Below are 16,500 nucleotides of genomic sequence, written 5' to 3' on the forward strand. Positions count from 1 at the left end.
ATGGAAAGGAAGACGGCGCATGTCCAATAAAGTACTGTTTTGTGCAACCGTCGACTTTCATTTCAGCTCGTTTCATTTACCTGTGCTGGAATGGTTCAAGCAGCAGAATTGGGAAGTCCATGTGGCCGCACAAGGGGACATGGACCTCCCTTTTGTAGACAAAAAATATAATATTCCCATCGAACGTTCACCCTTCCGTCGTGAAAATATTGAGGCTTACCGGCAATTGAAAACAATCATTGAGCAGAACGATTACAGGATTATCCATTCCCATACGCCAATGGGCGGTGTTTTAACCCGGTTAGCAGCAAGGGGATTTCGTAAAAAAGGAACCAAAGTCATTTATACCGCACACGGTTTTCACTTTTGCAAAGGCTCCTCCCTCCTGAACTGGATGCTTTACTATCCTATCGAAAAAAGTCTTGCCCGGATTACAGACTGTTTGATTACTATCAACAACGAAGATTACAGGCTCGCGGTAAATCATATGTTTAAAGCGCAGCAGATTGAACGTGTGAACGGAGTTGGTATTAATACAGAACGCTACAGGCCAGTAACATCCGCTGAAAAGATGCAGCTCCGGCAGGGTACCCGGTATGGTCTGGATGATTTTCTGATGTTCTATGCGGCGGAATTCAATCGAAACAAAAATCACCAGCTGCTGATCAGGTCGTTAGCCGGGGTGAAGGATCAGCTTCCCCGGGCCAAGCTATTGTTTGCGGGCCGGGGAGACCTGCAGGAGGAATGCCGGCAGCTGGCCATACAGCTGGATGTGGAGCATATGGTTGAATTTCTCGGTTATCGCAACGATATCGAGAAGCTGCTGCCTTTGTGCGATGCTGCCGTTTCCGGAAGCTTGCGGGAAGGCCTGCCCGTCAACATTATGGAAGCGATGGCTTGCGGGCTTCCTGTTATTGCGACACGTAACCGGGGACATTTGGAGCTTGTGAAGGATCACGAGAACGGCTTCATTGTAGATTCTGAAGAGGTTAATGAGCTGTCCAAGCATATTCTGGCATTGGGATTGTCATTCGATCTAAGACACAGGATGGGTTTGCAGAGCGCGGAGTACATCAGAAAGTATGATCTGAAACAGGTAGTAGAGCAGTTAAACCTAATCTATTCAAGATATATGACAGGAGCCGTTCAAAATGGTACCTGAAATTAGTATTATAGTACCCATTTACAATATGGAAAAGTATATATCCAGGTGTTTGGACAGTCTGCTGGGCCAGAGCTTTATCGACATAGAGATTCTGGCAGTTAACGATGGCTCTACGGATACCACTCTAAATATACTTGAGCAATATGCGCAGGCGGATAGCCGTTTGATCATCATGAATAAAAGTAATAGCGGAGTTTCCTCTGCCCGTAATGAGGGGATTCTAAGGGCCAAGGGAAAGTATATCGGCTTTGTGGATCCTGATGACTGGGTAGACAGCAATATGTACGAGGTTATGCACAACACGGCTGAGCGTGAACATGCGGATATTGTAATGTGTACTTATATGCGTGAATTTGGGACTCACTCCAAGGGAAAAGTGTTTGCAAGTCCGGAAGTGGTGGTCTACCGCCAGGAGGAAGTTCAGACTAACATTACAAGACGGCTTATTGGTCCTATAAAAGAGGAACTTGCACAGCCGGACTATCTGGATGCCTGGGGTACCGTATGGTCAAAGCTCTATCGTTCAGAGCTGATTAAGACTAATGATGTTTATTTTATCGATCTCGATGTTATAGGCAGCAATGAGGATTCTTTATTTAATATTCATGTATGTTACCATGCGAAGTCATTTGTTTTCATCAATCGCCCCTTTTATCATTATTGGCGGACTCCAACCGCCTCATCCATCACATCCAGTTACAACCCACTGCTGGAACACAAATTCATCAAACTGTACCGTCATATGGAATCTTTTATTACCACGAATGAATTGCCTTACCCGTATAGATTAGCCTTAAATAACCGGATCTGTATGAACATTCTCGGGCTTGGTCTAAATATCATCAGCAGTGATCATAAGGTCTCCGTATTTAAAAAAGTGAAAGAGATTAAGTCCATCATCTCTAATGGCAGAACCACCCTTTCGTTTAAGGAGTTCGAATTGCGATATTGCCCGGGAGTATGGAGATTATTTTACTTGTTTGGTAAATGGAGATTTGCTGCGGGGATGTTTCTTATGCTGAAGTCGATTAACTGGATCAGATTCATGAATACGAGAGGTGTAGCTAATGAAACCAGTTCGAATCTTGCAGGTAGTAACCGTAATGAACCGGGGCGGGCTGGAGACGATGCTCATGAATTATTACCGGCGAATGGATCGGAGTAAAATTCAATTTGATTTTATGGTCCATAGATCCGCCAGAGGCCATTACGATGATGAGATCGAATCCTTAGGCGGGGTAATATACAGACTGCCGCAAATTCGACCGGGCAATTATCGGCTCTATTTTAAAGAGTTGAAGCAATTCTTTGATCAGCACACCTACTATGATGTCGTTCACTCCCATATGAACGAGAACAGCAGCTTTGTACTACATACCGCCAAGAAAGCCGGAATACCTTGCCGGATTGCGCACAGCCACTTAAGCGACTTGGGCATTGATATTAAGTTGCCCTTTCGGGTTTATGCCAAATATCGTATGAAAGATAATCCAACCCATTACTTTGCGTGCTCGAAGAATGCAGGTCAGTGGCTTTTTGGAAAGAAAATTGGAGAGCAAGGCACGCTAACCGTAATGAACAATGCAATAAATGCTCAGGAATTCGCGCTCGATCATAGGGTGCGGGAACGGATTAGAAATGAGATGAATGCCGGTGAACGCTTGGTCATCGGTCATGTAGGAAGATTTAATGAGCAGAAAAATCATGAATACTTAATTGAAATCTTTCACCAGTTATATCAACAAAACAAGAATGTCATGCTGGTCTTGATAGGTGAAGGAAAGCTGCAACCCTCGGTAAAAAGAAAGGCTGAGAATTTAGGACTGACAGAGCAAGTTTTATTTCTGGGAGTGCGGTCTGACATTTCGGAATTAATGCAGGGCATGGATTTGTTTGTATTCCCCTCATTGTTTGAGGGACTGCCAGTGGTGCTTGTGGAAGCACAAGCATCTGGATTGAGATGTATAGTCTCCGATACGATTACTCGTGATACGGATGTAACTGGAAGGATTGAGTTTGTTAGTCTCAAGAAATCTCCACGGGTTTGGGCGCAGCAGATTCTCAAGACCTCTCATGACCGTGTGAACACGGTTCAATTGCTGCAACAAAACAGATATGACACCGAGGTTATGGCGGAGTGGTTGGCCGATTTTTATATGAACCATATGGCAGTGAACAAGTAGCTGGAGGTGAAGGGATGAAATCCATGCTGACCGTTTTTACACCCACTTATAATAGGGCGCATACGCTGCATCTTTGTTACGAAAGTCTTAAGAGACAGACCTGTAATGACTTCTTTTGGCTAATTATTGATGACGGATCAACAGATCATACCAAAGAACTCGTGGAAGCATGGATGGAAGAAGGAAAGATTCAAATACAATACCACTACCAGGATAATCAGGGTATGCATGGGGCCCATAATACGGCTTATGAAATTATTGATACCGAGCTAAATGTTTGTATTGATTCAGATGATTATATGGCTGATGATGCTGTTGAGAAAATCGTGAGCTTTTGGAGTCGGTACGGAAGCGTTCAGTATGCGGGTATTGTTGGACTCGATGCAGCGCCGGGTGGCCAGGTGATCGGAACCGCAATGCCGAAGGAGCTGGAAGCATCCAGATTAAATGATTTATATGCAAAATGGAAGGTAAAGGGAGATAAGAAACTGGTATACCGTTCTGAACTGACCCGAGCAACCCCGCCGTATCCATTGTTTTCAGGTGAGAAGTACTGCCCCTTATCTTATAAATATCTTCTGATTGACCAGATGTATCCTCTATTGATTTTGAATGAGGTGCTTTGTTACGTAGAGTATAGACTCGATGGCTCCAGTATGAACATGATCAGACAATACAGGAATAATCCCAGGGGATTTGCCTTTTTCAGGAGAGTGGCGATGACGTTTGCCCCTTCGTACAAGGAAAGGTTTCGTGAAGCGGTGCATTATGTCTCAAGCAGCATGTTTTCAAGAAATAAGAATTTTATTGCGGATTCACCTTTTAGATGGACCACGGTCCTTGCGATTCCATTAGGTGCTCTATTATATCTGTATATTCAGAGGGGAAACCAACCGCAACCTGTCCGGAATCCTCGGAGCTCAAGAAAGGTCGGGACTTCTACAGGAAGTGGAGACAAATGACAACATTATGGCTTACCTTGGCAGCTGTTTTTATGTTTGCGCTCACAGCCAGGTATTTCTCAACATCCTCTATAACCATACCTGCATCTGTCAGCCCCAATAAAATATTTGTTCTACTGACAGCCCTTGTAATTAGTATGGTTTCAGGATTAAGAAATAATATTGGGGATACCTATTTTTATATGCACAGTTTTATTATCAGTGATTTTTCCTGGTCATCGATTCTTCAGCAAAGAGACATTGGATTTAACATTTTCGAGAAGATTTTAAAGAGTTACACGGATGATCCGCAAATATTAATACTTGTTACAGCGTTAATTACCAATGTTCTTATTGTTATGGTGCTGTACAAATACTCGAGACTGTTTGAACTGGGAATCTACATTTATATTACATCCGGCGCTTTTATTGTTTCAATGAATGGGATAAGGCAATACCTTGCAGCAGCAATTGTATTCGCGGCAACCAAATATGTTTTTAATGGCAGCTGGAGGAGATATATAGCGGTCGTCTTGTTCGCATCCGTGTTTCATCAAAGCGCTTTGATTATGATTCCCATTTATTTCATTGTCCGCAGGGAAGCTTGGACACGAACCACTTATTTCTTGCTCTCAGTAGCTGTGCTCATTGTTTTCGGTTTTAATCAATTTTCTTCGATCCTGTTTTCTGCGCTTAAGGATACCCAATATGGTGAATACCAGAGTTTTTCGGAAGGTGGAGCCAATATTATCCGGGTTGTTTTTTATGGTCTTCCGCTGGTTATCGCCTTTCTGGGCAGGATTAAACTGAGAAATCTTTTTCCGAAAATCGATATCGTTGTGAACTTATCTTTAATTGGATTAGTCTTAATGATGATTTCCACACAAAATTGGATCTTCGCCAGATTGGCTATTTATTTTAGTTTATATCAAATTTTGCTTTATTCCTGGATAATAAAAGCGTTTCGAAAGAAGGATCAAAAGCTTATTTACATCATCATACTGATCGTTTATTTTATCTATTCATTCTACGAGAATGTATTAATGTTGGATATCCGCTATCAAAGCGACTATTTAACCTGGTTTTTATAAAGGAGAATGTAGGATGCAATCTTCAGAAAAAATACCCGGAATCGTTCACTATTGCTGGTTTGGGCGTGGAGCAAAGCCGAAATTAGTCCAGAAATGCATCAAAAGCTGGGAGAAGCATTTGCAGGGCTTTGAATTTGTAGAATGGAACGAAGATAACTTTGATATTAATGTTAATCGCTATGTCAAAGAAGCATATGAAGCTCGGAAGTTTGCGTTTGTGAGCGACTACGCGCGGCTTCATGCGCTCCATCATCACGGCGGTATTTATATGGACACGGATGTAGAAGTGATCAGGCCGCTGGACCGTTTTTTGGTTCATGAGGCTTTTACCGGATTTGAGGACGAGAAATTTCTTCAATCGGGAATCATGGGCTCTGTAAAAGGTCACAGGTGGATCAAGGAGCTGCTTGATTACTATGAGTTCAGAAGCTTTCTGCTGCCGGACGGTACTTTGGATACTACTACTAATACAGCGGTTATTAGTGGGATTTGCCAGAAACACGGATTACAGTTAAACGGCAAGCATCAAGTGCTATCCAATGAGGTGACCTTTTACCCGCGCTGCTTCTTTAGTCCTTATGATTATATCAATGGTGGTAATTTTATAACGGAGGACAGCTACACGATACATCATTTCGCTCAATCCTGGCTTCCCGCTCATGTCCGGCTAAGAAGTCATTTGAAGCGGATTACCAGCCGTGTTATTGGGCCGAATAATATTGCCAGAATGAGGAAAATTTTCTCATAGGGAGCTTGAAGGTATGAAACGATTTTTTGATCTTATTGTATCGATTCCAGTGTTTATTGTGTTCTTGCCGCTTATTGCAATTACCGCTTTACTCGTCCGGATAAAGCTGGGTTCTCCGATAATCTTTAAACAGAAACGCCCGGGATTGCATAGAATCCCGTTCTACATGTACAAATTTAGGACAATGACGGATGAGCGGGATGAGTCGAATCAATTATTGTCTGACCATATTCGCCTTACTCCATTTGGAAAGTTCCTTAGAAAGTGCAGTCTGGATGAACTTCCTCAGTTGTGGAATGTGATCAAAGGGGATATCAGTCTGGTTGGACCCAGACCGCTGCTAATGGAGTACCTGCCGCTTTATAACGACGAGCAGGTTAGGCGGCATCTGGTTAAACCGGGTATAACCGGCTGGGCGCAAGTGAACGGACGCAATACGATCTCATGGGAAGACAAATTTAGACTGGATATCTGGTATGTCGATCACTACAGCTTTTGGCTGGACCTGAAAATATTGGTGTTGACCCTGCTTAAGGTAGTGAAGTCCGAAGGAATCAGCAACAGCAATCATGTAACCATGCCGCTTTTCCAGGGGACTGCCAAAAAAGAAGAGGGAAGCAGAGGATGATGAGGACTATGCCAACGAATAATCGGATCTACCTATCCCCACCCCATATGAGCGGAAGGGAACAGGAATATATTAATGATGCTTTTGATTCCAACTGGATTGCGCCCCTTGGGCCCAACGTCGATGCGTTCGAAGAAGAGATCGCGGCATATACAGGTGTGAGGGGGGCCGTGGCTCTAAGCTCAGGGACAGCCGCTATCCATATAGCGCTGCATTTGCTCAATGTGGGCAAGGGAGACCGTGTATTCTGCTCAAGCCTAACCTTCGTTGCAAGTGCGAATCCTATTTGTTATTTAGGTGCGGAGCCGATTTTTATTGACTCGGAGCCCGATACGTGGAATATGTCGCCCATTGCGCTGGAGAGAGCTCTGAAGGAAGCGGCCCTAGCCGGGAGATTGCCCAAGGCTGTAATTGTCGTCCATTTGTACGGACAAAGTGCCAGAATGAAGGAAATTACGGCCTTATGCGAACACTATGAAATACCGGTTATCGAGGATGCTGCCGAATCGCTGGGGTCCACCTATGGTGGGTTGCCAAGCGGATCGCTGGGCAAGTTCGGGATTTATTCCTTTAACGGCAACAAGATCATCACCACTTCCGGCGGGGGGATGTTGATTTCAAATGATGAGGGAGCGCTAAGCAAGGCGCGGTTTCTCGCGACACAGGCAAGAGATCCGGCACCCCATTATCAGCACAGTATAATGGGCTATAACTACAGGCTGAGTAATCTTCTGGCTGGGGTGGGAAGAGCGCAGCTACAGGTTCTGGATGAAAGAGTGGAAGCAAGAAGAGCGATTTTTGAAACCTATCAGGTGGCGCTAGGGAACAACAAAGGCATCCGGTTCATGCCCGAGCTTGCAAATACAAGGTCGAACCGATGGCTGACTACCCTTACCGTGGATGAAGAAAAGACCGGAATCAAGGTATCGGATCTGCTGAAGTCGCTCACCGCAGACAATATCGAAGCCCGTCCGGTCTGGAAACCGCTTCATATGCAGCCATTATTCAAGGACGCACTGTTTTATCCCCACAGCGAAAATTTATGTGTATCCGAGCAGTTGTTTCAATCCGGTCTCTGTCTGCCTTCCGGTTCGAGCATGAGTCTGAGTGATCAGCAAAGGGTGATTAACCGTATTCAGGAGGTTTTGCTGATGGTCGTTAACCCTGCCGGGAGAACGTTTTAATCCACTAAAGATAACGTTCTCCTTCCAGGCGTGACCTTACTTTACGGGCCGGAGTTCCGTACGCAAGGGAATAGGCATCTATATCGGACAACACTGTTGATCCTGCCCCAATAACCGTATGCTCTCCGATATTTTTAGAATGAATGACATTGGCACCTAGTGAGATTACGCTGTAACTTCCGATATGTACATCACCGCCTGTTGTTGCATTCGGGGCCAGGGTGACATAGTCTCCAAGGGTGCTGTCGTGATCGACAGATGCCTTGGAATAAAGGATGCAATGCTCTCCTATATGCGTATCGCTTCCAACCACGGCACCAGCCATGACCACAGAACCTTTTCCAATGACAGATCCTCTGGCGACCGAAGCGGAAGGATGTACCACAGGAATAAAAGAAAAATCCCTATGCAGGGAGCGAATACGGCTAACCATCTCAGATCGCCTCCAGTTATCCCCAATCGCTACAATTCCGCCATAGATGTTCTCCTTATTCTCGGCAATATATTGCTCATTGCCGAGAACCTCATAACCATAGACTTTGGTCCCAGGAGCTTTATAACTGTCGAGGATTCCGATGACTTCATAACGGCCTGATTGTTCAATAACATCGATTACGGCCTTAGCATGACCACCTGCACCAAAAACAAGTATACCTTCCAACGGATATTCAGCCTCCCTCTCTATTCTAAAACTATATCATATACACCTATATTCCCGGGGGAATTTGTAGTTCTTTGTAACATAGCAATTGACAACTTTCAGTGAACAGTGTTACGATTTATTTGTGTTCGTTAAATAGAACGAAATGTCATTGTTTTGTTCGTTATACGCTTAATACTAAGGGGTAATCCTATGCTAAATCCGTTTGCTCTCAACAAGGGAGCCCTATCCACAGAAATGCAGTTACTTATAGCATTTCTAGTCACAGACAGCGTTCAGGATTTGCCGGCAAGCAAGCCGGAGCTGTTCCGGCAGACGAATTGGGACACCTTTATTAAACTGGTTCTACACCATCGTGTATACCCTAATATTTATCCTAAGATTAAGGCAATTACGGAGCAGTGGGTACCCGCCGAGGTTATTCGCAGGTTCCATTCCTTCTATTGTGAGAACACGTTTCGGATGCTTCAATTGAGCGGAGAAATGGAGTATATCGGTAAGGAGTTGGCCGATTCCAATATAAATGTGCTTTTTCTGAAAGGACCGGTAATCGCCAAAGATTTATACGGAGATATTTCACTTCGGACTTCCTGTGATCTGGATCTATTAATTCCTCTTGATGATTTGTTTAAAGCGGAAGCGCTGCTGATGGGTCTTGGTTATGTAAAAGATGACTATATTCACACGGTTTTAAACGACTGGAAGTGGAGGCATCATCATATCACCTTCAACCATCCGCAAAAGGGAATCAAGGTCGAACTTCACTGGAGACTCAACCCCGCTCCGTCCAAGGAACCGATTTTTAAGGAACTATGGAGCAGGAGGAGGGAAAGCAGTCTGGTCAGCTACCCTATTTATTATTTAGGGAAGGAAGATTTGTTCCTCTTCCTCATCTCACATGGTGCGAGGCATGGATGGTCGAGGCTGCGTTGGCTGCTTGATATCGAACGGTTGCTTCTTCAGCAGCCGGATGTCGATAGGCTTACAACCATGCTACATAAATATCACCTTTACTATATTGGTGGCCAGGCTCTGGTGCTTGCTTCCAGTCTTTTAGAAGCTCCGATTGAACGATCTGCCTTGCAACCCATGGTGAATGACAAGAAATCTCAGCGTTTGGCGCAGGATGCCCTCTTTTATTTGGAACGTATGGTGAACCTGCATTCTTATCCCGTTCCCGATGAAGTGGCCCATTATCATAAAATGCATCAATTCTCGTTATTAACCATGCACCAAAAGCTCTGGTTCATCCTAAGCTTTCTTTACCCTTATCCGGAAGATGCAGAGACACTGCCCTTACCGAAGGGACTACACTTTCTATACATCCCATTACGACCTTTTTTATGGGCCTGGAGGAAAACCAAGAGATTGACCTAGGGAGGGATAGGGGTATGGGACAATTTATAAAGATGTTGAAGACCATACACTTGCAATACCGTGAGAGGGGTCTTTTATGTACACTCGCCATGAATTTGTCTCATTTAACAGGAGTTATAAGAGGTCTGATCTATAAGCTGATTTATTTCAGGAGCATCCAGTATGCCCCGTATTCCATGCAATCCAACAGTACAATAGAGGTTTTTAATAAGAGGTCGAAGATCAGACTGGGCAAATTCGTTTTCATTCGGAAAAATGTGAGCATCCGGATGGATTTCGACGGGGAATTGACCTTGGGGGACAATGTGTTCATTAACGATAACTGTACTATCAATTGTGTCAACAAGATCCATATCGGCAACCATACGAAAATTGCTCCAAATGTATGTATTAATGATCATGACCACAATTACAAAAAGACGGATGAGGGTCATTTGATCAAGGGCGAGGTAGTTATAGGTTCCGGTGTGTGGATCGGATCTAATGTAGTGATACTGAGAGACACATTTATTGGAGATCATGCAGTCATTGCAGCAGGCAGTGTAGTCAAGGGAACTGTTCCTGCCCATACGCTGTTTTTGAATAAGCGGGAAAATATATTCAAGGAAATCATAGAATCCAAATCAAACATAGTGAACATGAAACCTGTGACAACGAGGTCTCAAGCATGAAAAAGAATATTTTGATTTCCGTTTACGATCTGGAAATTGGCGGCATAGAACGAAGCCTTATCAACATGCTGGAATCGTTTGACTATGAGCATCATAATGTGGATTTGCTGGTCTTTTCCCATAAAGGTGATTTAATGGGGCTCATTCCGGTGCAGGTCAATTTGCTTCCTGAAAGAAAGAAATATACCGTCTTCAGGAAATCGCTAAGACAATGCCTTTCGGAGAGAAACCTTATGGCAGTGGCAGTTAGGCTTCTGTCTAAAGTTATTGCCAAGGCGAGTTCTGTGAGGAAAAAGCTGAAAGAAGGTCCAGGATATATACAAATGCAGTGGGAATCCAGATTATCCTCCTACTATATCCGGGGACCTGAGAAAGAATATGATCTGGTCATCAGCAATGGCTGGCCGCATGATGTCGTGTTGAAAAGGGTGAAAGCCAAGAAAAAGCTGGCATGGATTCACACAGATTACAGCATGCTGGAGATCAATAACAAGATGGATCTCAAGGTATGGAGCGGATTTGATTATATCGCTTCCATATCAGAGGCTTGCACCGAGTCTTTTTTAAGCCGATATCCGGTACTGAAAGACAAGATTGTGCAAATCGAGAATATTACTTCCCCCGAATTCATTAAGAAGATGTCCCGCGCAGAGGATACTCCCGAGTTCTCAAAGACCTTTAATATTGTATCTGTCGGACGATTATCCTACGTGAAAGGTTACGATATGGCTGTTCAGGCTTTAAAGGCGCTGCATGGCCGGGGGATGACAGATATCCGGTGGTATGTAATCGGGTATGGGGGGTACGAGCAGGAGCTGCGAGATTTAATCGCAAGGCACCAATTGGAAGAGAGCTTCATTCTTTTGGGCAAAAAATCAAATCCATATCCGTATATCAAAATGTGCGACGTATACGTGCAGCCCTCCCGTTATGAAGGAAAAGCCGTAACGATTACTGAAGCGCAGATTCTGGGCAAGCCGGTAATCATCACGAATTACCCTACGGCACAGAGCCAAGTGGCAGACGGTGTGGACGGAAGGATTTGCGATTTGAGTCCGGAAGGGATTGCGGATGCCATTCATTTGATGTACCAAAGCCTGGATATTAGAAATGCCTTAATTTCGAATCTCGAAGATAAAGATTACAGCAACAGTTATGAGCTACACAAGCTTTATCAGCTGATACCTTCTACTAACAATAAGCGCAAGAAGGAGCCGTTGTACACATGAGCATAAGGGTTAGTGTCATTATTCCTGTATATAACGCAGGTCCCTTTCTTAGAGAATGTATAAGATCGCTTATGAACCAAACGCTCAGGGAGTGCGAGTTTATATTTGTGAATGACGGTTCCAAAGATGACAGCAAAGAAATTATAGAAGAGCACATGCCGCTCGACTTTAGAATCAGATTAATCAATCAGAATAACCAGGGCGTAAGCATGGCTCGAAATGCGGGACTTACCGCAGCCTCCGGGAAATATATCGGTTTTGTGGATGCAGATGATACCGTGGAGGCTGATATGTTCGAAGTTTTATATACCCGCGCCGTGGAGTGGGAATGCGATATGGTCATCTCTGATTTTGAAAGCACCGTAGGTTCCCATAGTATAATCACGGATTTCCCTCTTCCGAGATGCACAAAGCTTGACAGAGGGTATATCCGGAAACAGTTGCTGCCCGAGTTTGTGAAGTCTGACATTCTAAACGCCGTGTGGAATAAGATGTACAGGGCAGAGATCGTCAGAAAGTATCAGGTGATTTTTCCTGCAAATGTCGCGTTGGGAGAAGATGCCTACTTTAATATATTGTTTTTTAGCGTAGCGGATAGCGCGGTGTACATTGATTATTGCGGGTATCACTATATAGCAACGGCAGGGAGTGCTACCCGAAACATAGCGGACCAAGATTATTTCAGCAGAGCTGTTCAGGTCTATGAAACCCGGCTGCCGGAAATCTATGCGAGTCTGTTGGATGGGAAGACAATTGGGGAGTTGAAATCAGAAAGGCTGATCAATACGGTCTTATCCATAGTCCACCTTTACTTCGAGCCCTCCAAAGATATGGGGTTGCGCCAACGGTACAAATATATAAGGGAAATGGTTAGCAGCAGGACCGTAAAAGAAGCACTGCCCATATATTTCGAGAATCATTACAGTTCGTCAGGCCGGTACAAGAGAATGCTGCTTGAAATGATCAGGAAGAAAGTTGTGCCCGGCTTATATTTAGCTGCCGCATACAGCAGAATGCGAAACAAATAACGGGGAGGGAATGACATGAAGATCATGATGTTTTTACATGGAGGGAGTTTAAACAGGGGCTGCGAGGCCATTGTACGCTCCTCCACAGGAATTATCAAAGAGAAGATCAATGATTCAAAAGTGTATCTGGCTTCCAACAGGCCTGAGACCGATCGGGTTATAACAGCCTTGGATGGGATTTATGACGGGTCTGACCGGACGATTGATAAATACTCGTATAATTGGCTCGTTTCCTCATTAAAAGTGAAGTTTTTTAAGGATGACACTTATGCTTTCGGTAAAATCCACCACAATATTATCAAGCATATTAACGATATGGATGTCTATCTTTCCATTGGCGGCGATAACTACTGCTATGGCGAGCAGCCGGGTTGGTATGAAATTGACCGCAGAGTCAAGAAAGAGGGCAAGAAGCTTGTTCTTTGGGGATGCTCTATTGGAGAAGAGGATATGACGGATCTGAAATTTGAGGATCTAAAAAGATTTGATCTGATCCTGGCCCGTGAATCGCTGACTTACAACATGTTAGTAGACAAGGGGCTGCAAAATGTAAGGTTGTGTGCCGATCCGGCGTTTACGATGGAGAAAGAGGAACTCCCTTTGCCCGAAGGCTGGCAGACCGGCAATACAATAGGCCTCAACTTCAGCCCGCTGGTGATGAACCGGAACAAGCAGTCCCAGGCCGCAGTCCGGGAACTAATTGGGCATATTTTGCATACCACGGATATGACTATTGCCTTGACTCCCCATGTTATTGAGAACGGGAATAATGATTTTGAGGTTTTGAAGCAATATTATGATGAGTTTAAGCATACGGGCCGGGTTATCCTGCTGCCCGATTATTTAACAGCAATCCAGTATAAAGGATATATTGCTAGAATGAGATTTTTCATTGGGGCGAGGACTCATGCCACAATAGCCGCCTATTCCAATGCGGTGCCCACCATGGTTCTGGGCTACAGCGTGAAGTCGAAGGGCATCGCAAGAGATATCTTTGGCGAAGAGAAGCTGGTGCTTGGCATAGAGGATATATCCAGTGGAGCAAAACTGATTCATAAATTAAATGAAATGCTGAATGAAGAGGATAGCATTAGGCAAAAATTGCAGAAATCCATTCCCCAAATCAAAGAAATGTCCTACAAAGCCGTTGATTATTTAAAAGAATTGGCGTGAGGCCCGATATGAAAAAGAACTTGCTGTTCGTCATGCCAAGTCTATCTGCCGGCGGGGGAGAAAAAAGCTTGGTTAATTTGCTCTCCCAGATTGATTTCAACCAATATGAAGTGGATTTGTTTTTATTCAATCATGAAGGAATATTTATGGAATTTTTGCCCGGCGAAGTCCATGTGCTGCCGCTTCCCGACAGCTATCGTCTGTTCAATTTACCTTTTGCCGAATCCGTAAGAAAGCTTGTATTTCAAAACCGGTTGCCTTTGGCCTACTGCAGGGCAATGTTTGCCTTTAAGAACGCCATAAGCCGGAGCAACGCGGTTACTGAACAGTACAATTGGAAGTATCTAGCCAGCTCCTTGAATGTATTGGATAAAAGGTATGATGTCGCAGTCGGTTTTTTGGAGAAATCATCCACCTACTTTTGTGTTGATAAAGTGCAGGCTGCCAAGAAAATAGGCTGGGTTCATATCGACTACGACAAGCTGGGTATGGATCCGAGATTTGATATTAAATATTTCGAACAACTGGACCATATTGTTACCGTATCAGAGGAATGCACCCATGTTCTTAAAAAAAGATTTCCTGAGCAGCGTCATAAAATTGAAATGATCTATAATATCGTCTCACCGACCATGATCAAGCAGATGGCTAATCAAGCAAATATTGACGTTTATGAGAGAAGCCACAATGAAATCATTATTCTGTCTATTGGCCGGTTGCATTACCAGAAGGGCTTTGAAATGGCTGTTGAAGCCTGCAAAATACTGGTGGATAAAGGCTATAAAGTCCGTTGGAACATTATCGGCCAGGGCGAGGAACATGAGAGGCTGGCCCATCTGATCCAAGAAAACGGACTTCAAAATCATTTCAGGCTGCTCGGCCTAAAATCCAACCCTTACTCTTATATCAAGCATGCTGATATCTACGTCCAAACGTCCAAATTCGAAGGCAAATCGATAGCCATCGACGAGGCGAAAATACTGAACAAACCGATTCTTGTCACAAATTTCAGCACCGCAAAGGATCAAATCAAGCATGGGTATAACGGCTGGATTGTTGAAATGAATCCTGGTGATATCGCTCGCGGAATCGAGCAGCTCATTCTGGATGAGGATTTGAGACTGCAATTATCAAAGAATCTCTCACAGGAGCAGCTTGGGACGGAAGAAGAGATCGATAAACTTTATAAGCTTGTGGGTGAGAGATAATGAAGAAAAGGCTGTTGTTCGTTATGAATAATCTGCAGTGCGGCGGTGCGGAGAAATCGCTGATTTCTCTGTTGCAGACATTGGATTATTCCCGGGTTGAGGTCGATTTGTTCTTATTCAGGCATGAGGGTATTTTTATGTCCCAGATTCCGGAACAAGTGAATCTACTGAACGAACCCCGTCATTACAAGTATTTTAATATGTCGATAAAGACAGCCCTTGCAGAGTGTCTCCGAAGAGGAAATATTCGCATAGCGCTTGCCCGTACCATCGCCCAGTTCATTTTCATTACGGAGAAGAATAAGGCCCGTTGTGAACAGAGGGCATGGAAGTATGTATCGAAATCAGTACAGAAAATCCAGGGGCGCTATGATGTTGCCATCGGATATCTTGAGAAAAACCCTATCTACTGCGTGATAGATAAAACGGATGCCCATACCAAGATCGGATGGATTCATACGAATTATTCGAACCTTGAAATGGATGCGGCGATTGACAGGCCCTTTTTTAATAAATTGGACCGGCTCGTTACCGTTTCTGAGGAATGTGCCAGAGCCATACAAGAGGAATTTCAGGATCAGCAGGAAAAAGTAAAAGTAATTCATAACATCGTTTCCCCCAGCATCATTCGCCATATGGCCGGCACCGAACCGCAGGAGCAGCTGCAGTTTGATAGGGAGTTTACGAACATTATCACTCTATCCAGATTAAGCTATGCCAAAGGGATAGACTTCGCGATTGAAGCATGCAGAATCCTTGTTGGCAGTGCCTATAAGGTTAAGTGGTATATATTGGGATTCGGAACGGATCAGGAGCAGAAGGACTGCAGGCATTTGATTGAGAAATACGGGCTCGAGAACCATTTTATCCTGCTGGGTGTTAAAGATAATCCGTACCCCTATATCCGACACGCTGATCTTTATGTGCAGACCTCAAGATTCGAGGGGAAATCCATAGCTATAGATGAAGCGAAAATTATGCACAAGCCGATCGTCGTTACGAATTTCAGCACTGCCAAAGATCAAATTGAGCATGAGAAGAATGGATTAATTGTAGAGATGAATCCCGAGGCAATCGCGGAAGGCATAGTAAAGCTAATCACGGGTGAGGAATTAAGAACCCAATGGGTTAATCAGTTATCCCAAGAGAACTTGGGAACCGAATCCGAAATTGATAAGTTATATGAGTTGATTTTATGAGAGGGGTGGGGCCA

Annotated in this window: 16 protein-coding genes; 15 read left to right on the forward strand and 1 reads right to left on the reverse strand. The window is 44.1% G+C overall.

The genetic code is table 11. The features are described from left to right. Positions 1-19 precede the first annotated feature (19 nt). The 8 genes from PaeBR_RS03625 to PaeBR_RS03660 are packed head-to-tail and all read left to right on the forward strand — an operon-like array spanning position 20 to position 7,940. The gene (locus PaeBR_RS03625; RefSeq protein WP_410513547.1) at positions 20-1,162 is read left to right on the forward strand and encodes a glycosyltransferase family 4 protein; all 1,143 of its coding nucleotides are present in this window, start codon (positions 20-22) and stop codon (positions 1,160-1,162) included. Further along, positions 1,152-2,330, forward strand: coding sequence for a glycosyltransferase family 2 protein (locus PaeBR_RS03630; protein WP_410513548.1), 1,179 nt, complete (start codon positions 1,152-1,154; stop codon positions 2,328-2,330). The genes PaeBR_RS03625 and PaeBR_RS03630 overlap by 11 nt, the downstream gene beginning before the upstream one ends. Continuing rightward, on the forward strand, positions 2,233-3,348 hold the full coding sequence (locus PaeBR_RS03635; protein ID WP_410513549.1) for a glycosyltransferase family 1 protein: 1,116 nt from the start codon (positions 2,233-2,235) through the stop codon (positions 3,346-3,348). Before PaeBR_RS03630 ends, PaeBR_RS03635 begins: the two co-directional genes overlap by 98 nt. 14 nt (positions 3,349-3,362) lie before the next feature. Then, entirely contained in the window at positions 3,363-4,310 is a 948-nt protein-coding gene (locus tag PaeBR_RS03640) for a glycosyltransferase family 2 protein (RefSeq protein ID WP_410513550.1), read from the forward strand. Then, complete coding sequence (locus tag PaeBR_RS03645) at positions 4,307-5,380, forward strand: EpsG family protein (RefSeq protein ID WP_410513551.1); 1,074 nt, start codon at positions 4,307-4,309, stop codon at positions 5,378-5,380. The genes PaeBR_RS03640 and PaeBR_RS03645 overlap by 4 nt, the downstream gene beginning before the upstream one ends. Before the next feature lie 13 nt (positions 5,381-5,393). Beyond that, the gene (locus tag PaeBR_RS03650; protein WP_410513552.1) at positions 5,394-6,128 is read left to right on the forward strand and encodes a glycosyltransferase family 32 protein; all 735 of its coding nucleotides are present in this window, start codon (positions 5,394-5,396) and stop codon (positions 6,126-6,128) included. A 13-nt stretch (positions 6,129-6,141) separates the two neighbouring features. Continuing rightward, a complete protein-coding gene (locus PaeBR_RS03655) occupies positions 6,142-6,756 on the forward strand; it encodes a sugar transferase (RefSeq protein WP_410513553.1) in 615 nt (204 codons plus the stop codon). After that, a complete protein-coding gene (locus tag PaeBR_RS03660) occupies positions 6,756-7,940 on the forward strand; it encodes an aminotransferase class I/II-fold pyridoxal phosphate-dependent enzyme (protein WP_410515065.1) in 1,185 nt (394 codons plus the stop codon). Before PaeBR_RS03655 ends, PaeBR_RS03660 begins: the two co-directional genes overlap by 1 nt. 4 nt (positions 7,941-7,944) lie before the next feature. Here the strand turns inward: PaeBR_RS03660 and PaeBR_RS03665 are convergent, their stop codons facing one another. Beyond that, a complete protein-coding gene (locus tag PaeBR_RS03665; RefSeq protein WP_410513554.1) occupies positions 7,945-8,601 on the reverse strand; it encodes an acetyltransferase in 657 nt (218 codons plus the stop codon). Between the two features lie 192 nt (positions 8,602-8,793). Between PaeBR_RS03665 and PaeBR_RS03670 the strand changes: the two genes are divergently transcribed. Genes PaeBR_RS03670 through PaeBR_RS03700 form a run of 7 tightly spaced genes read left to right on the forward strand, consistent with a single transcriptional unit; the run spans position 8,794 to position 16,486 of the window. Then, positions 8,794-9,978, forward strand: coding sequence for a nucleotidyltransferase family protein (locus PaeBR_RS03670; RefSeq protein ID WP_410513555.1), 1,185 nt, complete (start codon positions 8,794-8,796; stop codon positions 9,976-9,978). 14 nt (positions 9,979-9,992) lie between these two features. Then, on the forward strand, positions 9,993-10,649 hold the full coding sequence (locus tag PaeBR_RS03675) for an acyltransferase (RefSeq protein ID WP_410513556.1): 657 nt from the start codon (positions 9,993-9,995) through the stop codon (positions 10,647-10,649). Continuing rightward, on the forward strand, positions 10,646-11,878 hold the full coding sequence (locus PaeBR_RS03680) for a glycosyltransferase (RefSeq protein WP_410513557.1): 1,233 nt from the start codon (positions 10,646-10,648) through the stop codon (positions 11,876-11,878). The genes PaeBR_RS03675 and PaeBR_RS03680 overlap by 4 nt, the downstream gene beginning before the upstream one ends. Further along, on the forward strand, positions 11,875-12,906 hold the full coding sequence (locus tag PaeBR_RS03685) for a glycosyltransferase family 2 protein (protein WP_410513558.1): 1,032 nt from the start codon (positions 11,875-11,877) through the stop codon (positions 12,904-12,906). The genes PaeBR_RS03680 and PaeBR_RS03685 overlap by 4 nt, the downstream gene beginning before the upstream one ends. Positions 12,907-12,921: 15 nt before the next feature. Beyond that, positions 12,922-14,079, forward strand: a complete 1,158-nt coding sequence (locus PaeBR_RS03690; protein ID WP_410513559.1) for a polysaccharide pyruvyl transferase family protein — start codon at positions 12,922-12,924, stop codon at positions 14,077-14,079. An 8-nt stretch (positions 14,080-14,087) separates the two neighbouring features. Then, the gene (locus PaeBR_RS03695) at positions 14,088-15,287 is read left to right on the forward strand and encodes a glycosyltransferase (RefSeq protein ID WP_410513560.1); all 1,200 of its coding nucleotides are present in this window, start codon (positions 14,088-14,090) and stop codon (positions 15,285-15,287) included. Then, positions 15,287-16,486, forward strand: a complete 1,200-nt coding sequence (locus tag PaeBR_RS03700; protein WP_410513561.1) for a glycosyltransferase — start codon at positions 15,287-15,289, stop codon at positions 16,484-16,486. The genes PaeBR_RS03695 and PaeBR_RS03700 overlap by 1 nt, the downstream gene beginning before the upstream one ends. Positions 16,487-16,500: the final 14 nt, after the last annotated feature.

Source organism: Paenibacillus sp. BR2-3 (genome assembly GCF_046529485.1).
Lineage (GTDB): Bacteria > Bacillota > Bacilli > Paenibacillales > Paenibacillaceae > Paenibacillus_AQ.